At 69.7% G+C, this 15,875-nt stretch carries 6 protein-coding genes and 1 pseudogene; 3 read left to right on the forward strand and 4 right to left on the reverse strand.

The features are described from left to right. Nucleotides 1-149: 149 nt before the first annotated feature. Nucleotides 150-3,857 carry a S8 family serine peptidase gene (locus ACIOEW_RS33155; RefSeq protein WP_401968452.1) on the reverse strand — a complete coding sequence of 1,236 codons (3,708 nt, stop codon included), beginning with the start codon at nucleotides 3,855-3,857 and terminating at the stop codon, nucleotides 150-152. Between the two features lie 206 nt (nucleotides 3,858-4,063). Between ACIOEW_RS33155 and ACIOEW_RS33160 the strand changes: the two are divergent. Then, a pseudogene (locus ACIOEW_RS33160) lies at nucleotides 4,064-5,278 on the forward strand (AAA family ATPase); the annotation flags it as partial. A gap of 576 nt (nucleotides 5,279-5,854) precedes the next feature. On the opposite strand, the gene ACIOEW_RS33165 reads toward ACIOEW_RS33160, so the two are convergent. The 3 genes from ACIOEW_RS33165 to ACIOEW_RS33175 form a co-directional block, all read right to left on the reverse strand. After that, nucleotides 5,855-9,688, reverse strand: a complete 3,834-nt coding sequence (locus tag ACIOEW_RS33165) for a S8 family peptidase (RefSeq protein ID WP_401968455.1) — start codon at nucleotides 9,686-9,688, stop codon at nucleotides 5,855-5,857. A gap of 184 nt (nucleotides 9,689-9,872) precedes the next feature. After that, nucleotides 9,873-13,646: a S8 family peptidase gene (locus ACIOEW_RS33170; protein WP_401968457.1), complete on the reverse strand. Its 3,774-nt coding sequence runs from the start codon at nucleotides 13,644-13,646 to the stop codon at nucleotides 9,873-9,875. 231 nt (nucleotides 13,647-13,877) lie between these two features. Then, on the reverse strand, nucleotides 13,878-14,873 hold the full coding sequence (locus tag ACIOEW_RS33175; RefSeq protein ID WP_401968460.1) for a helix-turn-helix domain-containing protein: 996 nt from the start codon (nucleotides 14,871-14,873) through the stop codon (nucleotides 13,878-13,880). A 400-nt stretch (nucleotides 14,874-15,273) separates the two neighbouring features. Between ACIOEW_RS33175 and ACIOEW_RS33180 the strand changes: the two genes are divergently transcribed. Then, nucleotides 15,274-15,534 (forward strand): hypothetical protein, encoded by a 261-nt coding sequence (locus ACIOEW_RS33180; protein WP_401968463.1) that lies wholly within the window; start codon nucleotides 15,274-15,276, stop codon nucleotides 15,532-15,534. 69 nt (nucleotides 15,535-15,603) lie between these two features. Beyond that, a partial coding sequence (locus ACIOEW_RS33185; protein ID WP_401968466.1) for a BTAD domain-containing putative transcriptional regulator occupies nucleotides 15,604-15,875 on the forward strand: 272 nt, incomplete at its 3' end.

Here is a 15,875-nt window from a genome sequence, read left to right on the forward strand (position 1 = left end):
TCTGGGGGGCCGAAGGGTAATGGCGGGATATCGCCGCCCCGTGGGACGGCGCTCGTCACTCTGTCTCCGCCGGGCCCCGAAGCAGGCCGGAAGCCGTGCGTACCCCCCACGGGACGCACGGCCTCCGGCGATCTGAGGAGCCGGCGGGCTCAGCGCACGTGCACGGCGTGGATCACGGTCTGGTCGATGGTGCTGCCGGACGCGTTCTCGGCGTGGATGCGCAGGGAGATCCCGGTTGCGCCCTTCGGGGCGGTCAGCCTGCCGGTGAGGACCTCCCCGTCGGGCCGGTCCGAGACCTTCCGCCAGGTGACGCCCTCGTCGTAGGAGACCTCCAGAGCCGCCTTGGTGAGTGCCGGCCGGGTGCCGTCGGCGTTACGGAAGGAGACGGCCAGACGGTGGCTCTGACGGGCCTTGACACTGGAGTCGAGTGCCACGTCGTCCAGGTCGTAATCGGCCCGGATCAGCGGCAGCCGGGCCGTGGTTGCCTCGTCGACGTGCGCGGAGGAGAACGACCAGGCGGTGTGTTCCTCCGTGCTGACGGACCACCACTTGTTGTTCCGCTTCGCGTCCATCTCGAATCGGTACCTGCTCTTCTCCTGGGGCAGATTGTTGATCTCGACCCAGGCGTTGGGCGCCCTGCCGATCAGGGTGCCGTCCTGGTAGGCCCGGAACTCGGTCTGGTCCCCGTCGGCGTTGTCGCCGCCGAACTCGGAGAACTCCGATCGGCCCGTGACGTACTTGGGGATGGTGACGATCATGCTGTCACCGGTACGGGTGGGCTGCGTCTTCGAGTCCCCGCCGGTGCCCGCGTGCAGCACCGGCTGGAACCAGTTCTCCGTCGTCTCGGTGCCCGCCTTGTACACGGTGAACGGCCCGGAGTGGGTTTTTGCCGACAGGTATCCCGAGGGGAGCACCTGGCGCATCCACTGTGTGTCGGCGGCGAGCAGGTAGGCGTGCTGCGTGGTCCCCAGGACCCTTTCGTCGGGGGTGCCTATTCCGACGCCGGTGGCCGCACTCACACCCATCCACGAGGCCTGTGTGTACAGGTTGTCCGTGGTGGTGGCCGGCGCGGGCGAGTAGTCCACCGTGCGGACGTCCGCGAACTCCGACCGGCGGGGGGCGTAGGTCTGGCTCGCGGGCACCGCGCCGAGGTGCCCCTTCACGAGCCGGTAGACGTAACTGGGGGTGAGCTCACCGGTCATCCGCACGGTGACAGGGCGCCGGGCGAGTGCCGCCGCGACCTTGTCCCCCTCGCTCTTCGGCACGGTGAACGCCGGCACGTCGGCTGCTGCGCCGATGGCGAGCGGCTCGTCCGCGCTGTTGACCAGCATCACGGCCGATGCGCCGGCGGACGCCAGTCGGGGCAGGACGTCGTACACGGACTCCCCGCCCACACGGACCAGGGCGAGCTTTCCGGTGACATCGTGGGCGGAAAGGTCGGCTTCCGTTCCGTTTCCGGCATCGATCGCGGTGAGCGAACGCTTGCCGTCGAACCGAGAGGTCGCCGTCACGTACTGAGTGGTGAGATCCAACGGTCCGCCCGGCAACTGGGCGCGGGCCGAGATCGGGCGCGAGCGGAGGTTCTGGGCGACGGTGGACGTGAGAACGCCGTCCTGGGGAGCGGCCGACGGCAGAACGTACGAGCCCCCGATCATCCCCGACAGGATGGCGGTCACACCGATGTTCTGCTCATCCGACCGGCGAGAAAGCGCGATGCTCGCAGGAGCCAGTTCACTGGGCTTGGGCGTCTTCGCTCGGATCAAGGCCGCCTTGCGGCCGTCGGCGGTGAGTGTCAGGTCGTGGTCGGTGACGTTGATGTCCGGCAGGACGAACGACATCGTCTTCGTGCCCCTGAACGCATGGCCCAGGACCGTGTAGCGGCCGGCCTTGAGCTGAGCGATGGCCGAACCGTCGGTGTTCAGCGGCAGACGCTCGGGAGCATCGTTCGACCTGAGGTTGTAGACCTCCAGGCTCGAACTGTCGGGCGTGGTCCCGTCCGGCATCATCACCTTCAGGCCGACCTTGAAGGTGGGCAGATCCCTGGTGAGGGCGACGGTCGCATGGGCGCTGATGCCGTCGCCGGTAGCCGTGACGGTTCCGGTGTACGTGCCGCCGATGGCCGCGACGTCGGGATCGAGGGTGACCGGGACGTCCTGGCTTCCGCCCGCGGGGACCGTGATGCGGTCCGCGCCCAGGGTCAGAGCGCCGGCGATCTCGTCTGCCCCGTCACGCGTGAACGTGCCCGACAGGGTGAGAGTGACGGCTTTGTCTCCGGTGTTGTGGAAGGTGACGGTACGGGTGACCGGATCGGAAGCCGTGCCCTGCTCGTACCTTCCGAAGGAGGCGTTGGTGGCCCACACACTCGCCTGAATGGCGGTGACCAGGTCGACCCGCCCCGATCCCTCGGCGAAGGCGCCGGCGGGCAACACCTTGGCGCTGGACATCAGGGCGCCCTTGATGTCGGCGGCCTTCCAGTCGGGGTGTTCCTGAGCGATGATCGCGGCCGCGCCCGAGACATGCGGGGTGGCCATCGAAGTGCCGCTCGCCGAGGTGTAGTACGTGTCGACCGGAGTGCCCATGGAGGTGCCGGCAGCGCGAGCGGCGACGATGTCGACGCCCGGTGCCGCGATATCCGGCTTGAGGGCGTTGTCCCCGAAGCGCGGGCCTCGGCTGGAGAAGGACGCGATCCTGTCCTGCTTGTCGACCGCCGCGACGGTCAGCGCCGCGTCCGCGGCGCCCGGGGTGCCCACCGTGGACGGATTGGGCCCGACGTTACCCGCGGCTACGACGAAGAGGACCCCGGTCTCCTCGGTCAGGGCGTTGAGAGCCTGGCTCATGGGATCGGTGCCGTCGGTGAAGGTGTTCGAGCCGAGGCTCATGCTGACGACCTTCGCACCGCTGTGCGCGGCCCACTCCATGCCTGCCATGACGCCGGACTCCGTACCGGAGCCGTTGTCGCCGAGCACCTTTCCGATCAGGAGCCTGGTGCCGGGAGCGACTCCCTTGTACTTCCCGCCTGCTGCAGCACCCGAGCCCGCGATTGTCGAGGCGACATGCGTGCCGTGGCCGAAGCGGTCCACGGTGTCCGCAGCGTCCGAGAAGTTCCTGGTCTCGTCGATGCGGTCTGACAGGTCGGGGTGCGTGGCGTCGACGCCCGTGTCGAGGACCGCAACCTTCACGCCCTTGCCGTCGTAGCCTGCGGCCCAGGCGGCAGGTGCGCCGATCTGCGGCACACTCCGGTCGAGGGTAGGTGTGACCTTGCCGTCGAGCCACACCTTCTGCACGCCGTCGGCGAGCTTCTTCGCGCTCGCCCCGTCCCCCGCGTCACGGAGCCCGGACCAGAACTTCTGTGCGTCGGCCGCCTCGACCCGGGTAGCGGTGGCGCGCAGGGCAGGCAGTCGCCTGACTTGGCGCGAGGCGGCCGGAACCGGGGCGGAGACGCTGCTGCCCCGCACGATCAGCGGAAGTTCGGCGCCGTCCGCGTAGCCCTGGTTGATGAGCGAACCCACGTCGAACAGGCGCGGGTCCAGGACGCCGGAGTCCAGGAGAGGCATCGCCTCCCGGGGGGTCACCGTGATGTCCCCGCCGTGCTGCACGATCGCGGCGGTTCCCGTCGGGCTGTCGGAGTCGGGGAAGAACGTGGCCTGTTTCTTGCCGCCTGCCTCGGTGACCACGACGCGGTCACCGGTGATCAGCCGCACGACGTGGGTGGCGTTCGAGTCAGCTGACGGTCTGAGCGCGGTCACGTCCGGGGGTCCGGCCTGGGAAGCACCCGCCGGCGCGGCGAGAGCCGCCGCCGTCAGGGCCGTCAGGGCCAGCACCGCAGGGACCGAGCCCGGCCTGAGGCGTCTTCGCATGATGAGGTGGTCCTTCGCTTCGGAGTCACATGACACGTCCGATGCGGAACGCTCCCAGGGCCCACAGGCCGGGTACAGACTCAGCGGTGGCGCTTTTGTGTGTCTGACACCTTTGCGCCACGGCCCCCTCGCGGAGGGTAATGGACGGGTAACGGCCACCTTCTAGCCTGCCGATGACAGCATCCGGCGGGCGCGGAGGTGCTCCTATGACCTCGTCCACGGCACAGCACCTGGACATCCACCTCATCGGCGGCTTCCACATCGAGCGGGGCGGCTTCGGCATCCCCGAGAAGCGCTGGACGCGTCCGGGATCACGGCGACTGCTGAAGACGCTCGCGCTGGCCAGGGGGCTTGAGCTGCCCCGGAACCGCCTCGCGGCGCTCCTGTGGCCGGACGCCTCGCCTGTCGATGCGGCCGGCAGCCTGCGCGTGGCCCTGCACGCCGTACGACGTGCACTGGAGCCGGACCTGGAGCCGGGCGCCACCTCCGCCTACGTGCTGTCGGGTTCCGGTGGAGTGCTGCGGCTCGCGCCCGGTCTCGTACGGGTCGACCTGTGGACGCTGTCCGCGGCGGTCCGCGCCCGCCCGGCACCGGCGCCTCACGTGCTGGAACGGCTCGCCACCTCACTCGTACCGGAACTGCTCCCCGGCGATGGCAACGAGCCCTTCCTCGTGGAGCGGCGTCGCGACCTTGCCGACCTGCGCCGGGAGACCGTGCTCGCTTTCGCCGCCGAGCGTCGGGAAGCGGGGCGGGCCCCGGAGGCGACCGGCCTGCTGCGCCAAGTGCTCAGAGCCGATCCCGCGGCCGCCGACGTGTGCCGTGTACTCCTCGAACTACTTCTGGAGCAAAGGCGCCACGGAGAAGCCGTCCAGCTCTACCACCTGCATCGGCGGACGCAGGCAGAGGCGTACGGGCTGGTCCCGGACCCCGCACTGCGCGAGCTGTTCGCCCGCGCGCTGGCGGACCCTCAGCCCTCCCGTCGGAGGGCGCAGCCGCCGCAACCGGAGTTCGTCGGCAGACAACGGGAACTGGCCGTCCTCACGACGCTGCCTCGCCCGTCCGACCCCCCGGTGCTCACGGTGACGGGCGCACCGGGCGCCGGGCTGACCCGGACCCTCGAGGAGGCCGCCGCCCGGCTGCGCGGAGGCGGTGCGCACGTACTGCACCTGCGGGGCTCCGACCGGGGACACAGCCCCTACGCGAGCCTGCTCCATGCGTACGACGACTTCACCAGAGCCCTTGAGCCGGACGCCCGCAGTCTGCTGGCCGAACGCTGTCCCGAGCTCGCGCAGGCGCTGCCGGGGCTCCACGGCGTACACCATGCTCTGTCGGCCGCCGCCCTCAACGATCTGACGGTGCTGCCCGAGGCGCTTTCCGGCAGCCGGCCCGTCGTCTTCCTGGTGGATGACTTCGAACGGACGACACCCCACGTGCGCGTCGTCCTGCACCAGGTGATGCGGCGCTGCGCCCGCCGTCCCGTCCGCCTCCTGGTGGCTCACCGTGCGCCCGAGGATCTGCTGCAACTGACCGGCGGGCCGGCCCGGGAGATCGAGCTGGGGCCGCTGAGTGCGGCGGAGTGCGCGCGGTTCGGTGATGTGCACCGCGGACCGGAGGAGAACCACCGGCTCTCCGGCGGATATCCGCTGTTCGCAGACGCACTGGCCCGGGGCACCCTGAGCCGCGAGGCCGTCCTGAGCCGGATCCGGCATGAGGCACCCGCCCTTCGGCAGGTGCTCGAACTGCTCTCGCACGCCCCCGAAGGACTCACCCCCCGCCAGTTGCTCAACGCCTCCGGGGCACGGCACGGACGCGGCGGGATGCTGTCGGCGCTGGACCGGGCCCTCCGCATCGGCTGGGTCCGCCGGCAGCGTGGTTCGGTGTACCGGGTGACTCCGCCCGCTGTCCGCATGGCACTTCTGTCGGAGGACGCGGACGAGCGCCGCCGGCCGCTGGGAGTGGCCGACGGCGCTACGTCGTCATTGCAGTTGTCCGGCACGCTACTTGAGTGCGTAGGCCCGGGTGATCGTCTCGGTCGTGCGGGCGCTGTGCCCGTCGCGGATCTCGGTCCTCAGGGCGACGAAGCCATTGGTCTTCGCCAGGGCGGGGTGCCTGACGGTGACGGTGAAGGAGTCGATGTCCTTGCGGTGGACTTCGGCCGCGGTCCAGGTAGCCCCGTCGTCGTAGCTCACGGAGACCCTGGCTCCGGCCATCGCGGTGGAACCCGTCCAGCCCTTGGCCCGATCGCCGCTGACCGTGAGGGTGAACTTCTTCCCTGCCGGGGCCCGGTTGAGGACGTCGACCGGAAGGTCGTAGTGGGTGAGCACCACCGGAAGGGTGGCGCAGACGCTCGCGCCCTCGATCACCTCACCGCAGTTCTTGACGGTGCTCCTGGCCGGTGCTCCAGAGCGGAAGCTCCACTCGGTGCTGACCTTGGTACCGAGGGTCACGCCGTCGAAGAGGTAGGGGCGGGCGGTCGTCTGCACGATGCGGTAGTCAGCAGCCCGGTCCACCATCAACTTTTCGAGGTCCGCGACCTGTTCACCGCCACGGAAGTAGGTCCACGTCGGTACGCGTCCGCTGACGAGCGAGTGCTGCGGGTCACCGTCGCCGCCCACGCTGTCCGTCAGGACGGTCCCCTTGTCCGTCCGGCAGAAGGAGCAGGGAAGTTCGGTGTGGGCGGACGGGTGCATAGGAGCTCCGAACCAGGTCGCCCCGTAGCTGCGTCCCGGCCGGTCGTAGCGCGCGACAGGGCCGTCGAGACGGGAGGTGTAGCTGGTGGTGGGCATCACCATCTGCTGGTACGTCGTCTTCGGGTCCGCCAGGATGTGGTCGGTCCGGGTTCCACCCTCTCCGAGGTACTGCGCGGTGTGGATGGAGGGCATCCCGTACGGGCCCCAGGCGTCCAGGGACTCCCAGCCGACCCTGCGGGCCCCGTCGGAGTGGAAGGTGTTGCGGACCGTGACGTAGTCGTCCGCCGAGGTCGACCTGGTGCCGCTCGCAGGCAGGCGCCCGTTGTCGTAGAACTGTGCCGCGTAGGTGTAGCCGGACTCGTACACGCCCGTGAGGGAAATGGTGACGGGGCCCTTCGCGGCCAGGGCGGCGAGGTCGCGCCCGTCCTGGTGACCGGCGACGGAGACCGGGAGGGGCAGGCCGGTTCCGACGAGGCTGGTGCGGGGGGCGTCGTCGGGCGGTGTGGCGATCATCGCGACAGCGCCGGCGGAGGCGGCCAGGCGGGCCTGTTCGGTGATTCCGACGAGGTTGTCGGCGGTGATGAGGACGGCCTTGCCCTTGACGTCGAGGGCTGCGAAGTCCGATTCGGCGCCGGCTCCCGCGTCGACGAGACGCACGTTCTTGGTACCGTCGAAACGTGTGGCGTTCACGGGTGTGCGGAGGGTGATGTCGCGAGGCCGGGGGCCGGTCAGCCGCAGTTGCTGCAGCGGTTCGCGCTCGGTGATGAACGTGGACAGCGTGAAGTCGCCGGTGACGGCGCGTGCGCTGGGAATGATGCCGTACTTCTGCTCCGAGGAGTTGAGCAGGTCGGTGATGCCGCGCTGCTGCGGTTCGGGGCCGTCCGGGCTGCTGCGCTGCATGATGAGCGAGAAGTGGGAACCTTCGAGGGGGCGCTTCTCGCCGCGGACCTTCAGGCTGAGGTCGGATGCGCCACCGGCGTCGACGGAGAGGCCCTCCTGGTCCTGCTTTCTGATGTCGATCTCCGGCAGGGCGAAGACGTCGGACGCATAAGGAACGTTGCCGTTGCCGTCCGGGTCCACCGTGGTGACCGTGCCCATGATCGAGTACGTGCCGACCGGGAGCCGCCAGGTGTAGCTGGACCTTCCCTTGAGCCGGTAGCCCGCGACGTAGGTGTTGTCCAGGCCCTGGATGGTGAGTTCGGCTTCGCCGGGGGTGTTGCCGAAGCGGTCCTCGAAGCTGACCGTGACGGCGCGCTTCGGAGCTTCCTTGATGAAGCCGACGGGTGTGTGGACGGTACGGCCGTCGGCCGCTGTGCCGGTCAGATAGCCGGTGTAACGGCCGGTCGCGACGGCGTTGGGGTCGAGAGTGGCGGTGACCTCCGCGGTGGAGCCTGCGGGAAGCGTGAGTGTGCTGCCGGACAGGCTGTCGCCGGTGAAGGTGAGCGCCCCCTCGGGCAGTGCTGTTCCGTTCGCGTCCTCGACCGGGGATGTGAGGTCAAGCGTGGTCTCGGTGGCACCGTCGTTGGTGAACGTGAGCGTGCGGGTGCGCTTGTCGAAATTGCCGTCCTGCCACTTCAGCAGGCCGTAGTCCACGGTTCCCGCGAGGTCCAGGTCGGCGTCGACGGCGGCCGCCACGTCGACGCGGCCGTAGCCCTCCTCGTACACCGTCTGCCCGGTGATCGCCTTGGCGTGCGAGGTGAGGGCCGCCTTGATCCGCGCACCGGTCCAGTCGGGGTGCCGCTGGGCCATGATGGCGGCGGCCCCCGCTACGTGGGGTGTCGCCATCGACGTGCCGTTCATGGTGATGTAGTGGTCGTCGACCGGCACGCCCAGCGTGGTGCCCGCGGCCCGGGCGGCGACGATCCCGACGCCCGGTGCGGTGATCTCCGGCTTGATTCCGGCGTCGGCGATGCGGGGGCCGCGGCTGGAGAACGCCGCGAGCGCGTCGTCGCGGTCCACGGCACCGACGGTGAGGGCGGACGCGGCGGTGGCGGGGGTCGCTATGGAGACCTCGTCGGGACCGGAGTTGCCCGCCGCGATGACGAAGAGCGTGCCGGTGGAGGCGCTGAGCGAGTCCACGGCCTCGGTGAGGGCGTCCGTGCTGTTGGTCGCCGCGGTGCCCAGGCTCATGTTGATGACGTCGGCGCCCTCGTTCGCCGCCCACTCCATGCCGGCCATGACGTCGGAGAAGTCGCCGCCGCCCGTGTTGTTGAGGACCTTGCCGATCATCAGGCCGGCTCCTGGTGCCACGCCCTTGTACACGCCGCCGGAATTGGCCCCGGTGCCGGCGATCGTGGACGCGACGTGCGTGCCGTGGCCGTACCCGTCGCTCACGTCCTCACCGGCGACGAAGCTCCTGGTCTCGATGATCCGTGGCGCGATGTCGGCGTTGGTCAGGTCGGCCCCGCTGTCCAGGATGGCGACCTTGGTGCCCTTTCCGTCGTAGCCTTCGGCCCAGGCCTCGGGAGCACCGATCTGCGGCACGCTCTTGTCCAGTGCGGCCTTGACCGGGGCGTCGTACCAGACCTTGGCGATGCCGGTGCTGCCGGTGGCTTGGGTGGCCGCGATGACGAACCGTGCGGCGTCCGACTTGTCGACCGCGATCCCTGCCATGCCGAGGCGCGGGAGCAGCGCGGTTCGCCTGCTGGCCGGCAGTTGGTCTGTGGATGCTTTGAGGGACGCGGCCGAGGGCGTCCCCCGGTAGTCGACGATCGCCGGGATGTCCTCGGTCGAGGCGTCGCCGCGGCCGTCCTTCAACAGCCTCGTGACGTTGAAGAGTTCCCTGTCCAGAGTGCCTTTGTCGACGGCGTCCTGCGCACCGGCCGGATAGACGTAGAGGTCGCCGTTGCCTCCGGTGGCAGTGCGGAACGCTCCCTTGGCGGCCCCACCCGGCAGGATGTCGACGGACTGCCCGCCGTCGGAGGCCGTGCTCACCGCGACCGTGTCGCCGGTGATGAGGGTGAGGTGCTTGGCGGCGACGGCCGGCTCTTCGGCAAAGGCCCGGGCGCCGGTCGCGGACCGCGCAGTGGAGGCCTGGGGTTCGGCCGCCTGCGCGCCGGGCCCGCCGACGGTGACGGCGACGACAAGGGTGGCCGCGGCGGCGAACCGTCTCGCCCCCGGACCTCTCAGTGGGTGCTGCACGGGCGTCTCCTCGCTCGGGGATCATGCGGTGCACTCGACGCTAATGGCCCGGGAGTTCGCGAAGAAGAGCAGGCCAGTGGCCCTTTCATGACAACGGGGCGAGGGTGCGGAGGTGGCTCACAGGTGACAGGCAGATGCCGCCGGCCGACGTGGCCGGCGGCATCCGTGGTGCAGTGCTGTGCGGCTACTTCAGGGCGTATGCCCTGATGATGTCCTGGACGGTGCGGTTGCCCGCACTGTCCCAGACCTCGGTCCGCAGGCTCACGAGCCCGTTGTCCGAACCCAGTTCGGGGTGCTGGATGGTGGCCTTGAAGGTGTTGCCGTCCTTACGGCTCACAGCAACCGGCTGCCAGGTGGCTCCGTCGTCGTAGCTGACGGACATCTTCGCACCGGCCATCTCCGCCGGGGCGGTCGACGCCTTTGCCCGGGAGGCGTCGACGGTCACGGTGTACGGGGCGTCCGCAGCGACCTTGTTGGTGATGTCCGCCTTCATGCCGTAGTCGAGAAGCACGACGGGCAGCGCCTCGCACAAGGTGGCCTTCGGCAGGCTCACCTTGCAGTCCTTCACGTTCATGCCGGTCGGGGCGGACGAGGAGAAGGTGTACTCGGTGTGGGACTTCGTCCCGAGCACGACCCCTTCGTAGTCCTTGGCACGGGCGATGTCGTCGACGAACTTGTACGTCGCCCGGCCGGGCACCAGGAGCCGGCTGGTGTCGGTGATCTTCTCGCCGTCCCGGTAGTACGTCCAGGTCCTTGTGCGGTTGCTCTTCATGTAGTGGTCGGCGTCCGAGTCGCCGCCAAGCTGTGGCTGGAAAAGGGTGCCTGCGTCCGTGCGGCAGAAGTTGCAGGCGTACTGGGTGTAGTTGGCGGGGTGCATGGCCGGGCCGTACCAGTCCTGCGAGAGGGTCTGGCCGGGCCGGTAGCTCTTGACGGTCTCACTCATCCGGGCCGGGTAGTCGGTTCGCGCCGAGACCGCCTGGGCGTAGGTGAGTCCGCGTCCGGCCAGGATGTAGTCGGTGCGTGCGTGCCCCTGCTGCACGAACTGGCTGGAGCGCACCGAGGTCATGGGGTAGGTGCCCCAGGAGTGCAGGTCGTGGTAGCCGACCCGGTCTGCGCCGTCCGTGTGGAAGGTGTCCTTGACGGTGGCGAACTCCGCATTCTTGGCGGTGACCCGCAGGTTCGCGGGGATGCCGTCGCTGTATTCCCACTGGCCCGAGTAGGTGTAGCCGGACTCCTTCACACCCTTGAGGGAGATGGTGGTGCGGGAGTTGGCGATCGTGCCGGCCAGCCGACGGCCGTCACGGTAAGTGGTCGCGAAGTACGGCACGTTGACCGAGCTGATGACGATGCCCTGCGGGGAGTCGTCGTTCGGGGCGAAGACGATCGCCTCGGCACCCGCCGCCTCGACGGCCTTGCCGACGGTGGAGGCACCGCCCATCCTGCTGACGTGGACCAGGGCGGCCTTGCCCTTGACATCAGTGGCGGCGAGATCCGCGGCGGACCCGCTGCCCGCGTCGACCAGGTCGTACTTCCGCGTGCCGTCGAAGCGCTTGAGATAGCTGGAGGTCTTCGCCGCGAGGGCGAGGGTCTCCGGCTTGGTGACGGTCGCGCGGATGAGCGGTTCGCGCTTGGACTTGAAGAACGACGTCCACAGCTCACCGGTGGTGGGCTTGTCCACCGGGACGGCACCGAAATGCTCGTCGGACCAGTTGATCAGACCCGCGACGCCGTTGGTGGCGCGCCGGGTGCCGCCCGCGTTGTACCGGCTCAGCTGGAAGGAGAACGTGGAGTCCTCCAGCGCACGGCTCTCGTCGGGCAGCCGCATGTCGAAGTCCGTGGCCTTGGTCGCGTCGACGGTGGCGCTGCCGTCCTTCTCGGTCAGGTCGACCTCGGGAGCGCTGAAGAGGTCGTTGGCGTAGTCGGTGGACGAGTTGCCGGTGGCGCCGGTCACGAGCGATCCCTGGATCGCGTACTTTCCGGACGGCAGCCGCAGATCGGTGTGGCCGCTCGTCACGTCCATGGTGGTGAAGTAGTCGTTGTCGAGCCCCATGACCGAGATGGAGGCGCGCCTCGGTACGCCGCCCTTGCGGTCCTTGAAGTCGAGGGACAGGCCGTACCGCTTGGGCTCCTTGTCGAGGCCGATCGCGGTGTGCGCGCTCGTTCCGTCGGCGGTGGTCGCCGTGACGTATCCGCTGTACCGGCCGGCGGGAACGTCGGCCGGGTCGAGGGTGACGGTGACGTCGGTGGTGCCGTTCGCCGGGACGGTGACCTGGTCGGAGGACAGCGTCAGAGCACCGGCCGGAAGAGCGTCACCGGTGGCGGCGGAGAGGGTCACGGTGGCGTCGGCGGGCGTCGGGTTGGTGAGGGTGACCGTGCGGGTCTGCTTTTCGTACCCGGAGTCCGACCACTCGACGAGGCCGAAGTCGGCCATGCCGGAGAGCTCCAGCTTCGGGTCCAGGGCCGCGGGAATGTCCACCCGGCCGTAGCCCTGGTCGTAGACCGAGGGCCCGGAGATGATCTTGGCGTGTGCGGTGAGCGCAGCCTTGATGCGCTGCCCGGTCCAGTCCGGGTGACGCTGGGCCAGGATCGCCGCCGCTCCCGCGACGTGCGGGGTGGCCATGGAGGTGCCGCTCGCCGAGGTGTAGTAGTCGTTCACCGGGTTGCCCATGGTGGTGCCCGCGGCTCGCGCGGCCACGATGTTCACGCCCGGTGCGGTGATCTCCGGCTTGATCGCGCTGTCGCCCTTGCGCGGGCCGCGGCTGGAGAAGCTCGCCATGGCGTCGTCGTCGTCGACGGCGCCGACGGTGAGCGCGGAGTCGGCGACGCCCGGGCTTCCTATGGTGCCCGCCGCGGGCCCGGCGTTGCCGGCTGCCACGACGAACAGGGTTCCGGTGGAGGCGCTCAGCCGGTCGACGGCCTCGGTCATGACGTCGCCGCCCACGCCGGCCGGGCCGCCCAGGCTCATGCTGACCACGTCGGCGCCCTGGTCCGCGGCCCACTCCATGCCCGCCATGATCCAGGAGAACTGGCCGCTGCCGCTGTCGTCCAGCACCTTGCCGATGAACAGGTCGGCGCCGGGTGCCACACCCTTGAACTTACCGTCGGAGTTGGCACCGCTGCCCGCGACGGTGGAGGCGACGTGGGTGCCGTGTCCATGGCCGTCGGTGGCGGTGGCGCCCGGCACGAAGCTCTCGGCCTCGGTGACCCGGTCCTTGACGTCGGCGTTGGTGCGGTCGACACCGGTGTCGAGGATGGCGACCTTGGCGCCCTTGCCGTCGTATCCGGCCGCCAACGCCTCGGGCGCCCCGATCTGCGGCACGCTCTTGTCAAGGGTGACCTCGGCCTTGCCGTCGTACCAGACCTTGGCCACGCCCGCACTGCCCGGCAAGGTGACCGCCTGGCCCTTGCGCGGGGCCTCGCTGACCGGCTTCACCTGCTGCCAGAAGGACGTGGCGCCCTTCTTACCGACCGAGACCCCGGTCATGTCGAGCTGGTCCAGGACTGCGCCGCGGTCGCTGTCGGGCAGCGCGTCGGCCCGCTTCTTCAGCGTCGCCGCGGTCGGCTTGTCCTTGTACGACAGGACGACGGGCAGGGCGTCCGCCTTGCCGTCCGCGTACCCGTCCTTGATCAGCTGGGTCACGTTGAACAGACGGGCGTCCAGCGCGCCGGAGGCTATCCCGTCAGCTGCGTCGGAGGGGTAGACGAACAGGTCGCCCTTCGGGTCGGTCATGGTCCGGAACGTCTTGGACACGCCCTCGGCCGATGTGGCTTCCACCGACTGCTTGCCGTTCGCGGCGGTGGCCACGGTCACGGTGTCACCGGTGATGAGGGTGATGACGGCCGACTCGGGTGTCCGGGACGCCGGTGTGGCGAGACCGGTGGACGGAGGCGTCGCCTGCGCGCCGGTGACGGCGGGAAGGGTGGCTCCGACGGCGATGGCCACGGTGGTGGCCAGCAACCGGCTTCTTGATCTCCCACGTTGGGGGTGCTGCACGTGCTCCTCCTCGATCGGGGGACAGGCCCGCGCAATCGCCCATGAAACCCGTCATGGACGATTCGTCAGATACGGACGGCGGTGCGTGAGCAGGACGCTACAACTGGTGACTCGCTGCACAGAAGAGGCGGATGCGGCGCATGGGCGACAGCGGCACCTATGCGCCGCCCGCCGCTTCCGGCCGCGCTCCCCCGCCTAGCCGCTCTCCCCGAGCCAGCCGTGCCGGGCCGCGTACCAGCCGAGCTGCATGCGGGTGGCCACCCCAGCACGGTCCATAAGGCCGCGCGCCTTGCGCAGCACAGTCCTTCGCCCCACACCCAGCTGACGGGCTATCACCGCATCGGTCATACCACTGAGCAGCAGGGTCAGCAGCCTGGCCTCCGACTCGTCGATCTCCGGCTCCCTGCGCTCCCCCTGATCCACCGCGGGATCGAGTGACAGTGCGGCGGACCATGTCTGCTCGAACAGACCGATCAGACCGTCGAGGAGCGGGCTGGGATAGATGAGTGCCGAGCCGTTGGGCTGCTCCGGACCGTCCGCCAGAGCTGGCACGATGCCCATTTCCCGGTCCACGATCAGCAGCTTCATCGGCAGCCGGTGTGTGGCACGGGCCTCCTCGCCCGCAGCGATGTAGCGGCCGATCCGCTCCAGCCCGCCGTCCTGCTCGATGGCAAGGCGGTCGTACACCGTCCGGTAGCGCACACCGGCGGCGAGCCGGTCCATCTCGCAACTGTTGCCGAGGGCCGTGCCGTCGGCCGCCGCCGACGCGTAGGGCGGCATGTCGAAGATCATCACCTCTTTACTCGCCCTGCGCTGTATCTGATCCGCACGCTGGGCGACCGCGGCGGTCGGCGTGAACTCCACGGAGGCGCGACCGGGACCGTCCTGCGCACTGCCCCGGTACTCGTCAGCCAGACGCCCCATCGCGGCCCGCGCCGTGTGAAGTTCATTCAGCCGACGCAGCAGGAGCACTTCACCCACCACCTCCGGCGGCGACGCGATGAGCCGGGCGGGTGCGTCTTCCGTCCGGGTGAGCAGGCCCTTCGCCGAAAGGCCCTCCAATGCCGCGCCGAGCTGCCCGAACCGGATCCGGGAGAGGCCGGGCAGCCGGTCGGCCCGGCACGGCCCGGAGCGCACCAGTGCTACGTACAGCTCCGCCTCGTCATCCGTCAGTCCAAGAGCCTCGAGCACGGGTCCTCCTGTCGCTCGCTGGGTGGTCCTCCAGCCTCGACCGCCTCCGGCACCGGCTCAAGTGCCCTTCCGCCACGTCAGGCTTCGAGTAATGCCGCTGTAACGCCCCGCCCACGTACGGGGGTCGATAGGCCGTCCGGAGATCGATGGAGTGGCGCAACATGTCAGCATCGCCCGAGTTTCCCGGTCCCGGGTCCACCCGGCTGCGAATCCATCTGCTCGGCGGCCTCCGCGTCGAACGCGAGGACGGCGCACCCGTCACCACCCGCTGGCGTCGCAGCACCGCCGTTACGCTGGTCAAACTGCTCGCCCTTGCACCGGACCGGCGACAGCACCGCAAAGAAGTCATGCATCTCCTGTGGCCTAGGGCCCCCGGGAGCCGACACTGCGCAATCTACGGGTGAGCCTGCACGCCGCCCGCCACGCACTCGAACCCGATCTTGCCCCGCGTGCCGCGTCCGCCTACCGCCTGTCCGACGGAGAACTGCTGCTGCTCTCCCCCGCCCGCGTCCGGATCGACAGCGAAGAGGCCGGCGAGGCTGCCCGGGCCGCGCTGGCATCGCGCGACATTCCCTCGCTCGAAGCAGCTTTGACCGGCTGCTGCCGGAGGACCGGTACACCGACTGGGCCGAGGAGCCCCGGCGCCGCCTGCGCGAACTGAGCGAGCAACTGCCCCCGGTCCCTCGCCCGAGCGTTGATAGACAGTTCCCGTACGGACAAGGCGATTCACGTGCTGCGCTCCGCCGTCGACCGCTCGCCCTCCGACGAGCCGCTGCATCTGCTGCTCGCCCGCACCCTGCTCGATCCGGGCCGCCCCCTGCAGGCCATCCAGCAGTTCCACGCCTGTCGCAGGGCGCTCACCGCCGAACTGGGCACCCGTCCGGGACCCGATGTCCAACAGGTGCACCTAGGACCTGTCCGGCGGATCTTCGCGGGCCCGCGACGCCTGGCACGCACTCTCGCCGTACGCCCGAATCACCCGAGTACGTCCAGTACGAGGGT

Origin of the sequence: Streptomyces sp. NPDC087901 (genome assembly GCF_044742205.1) — a bacterium.
Classification (GTDB): Bacteria; Actinomycetota; Actinomycetes; order Streptomycetales; family Streptomycetaceae; genus Streptomyces.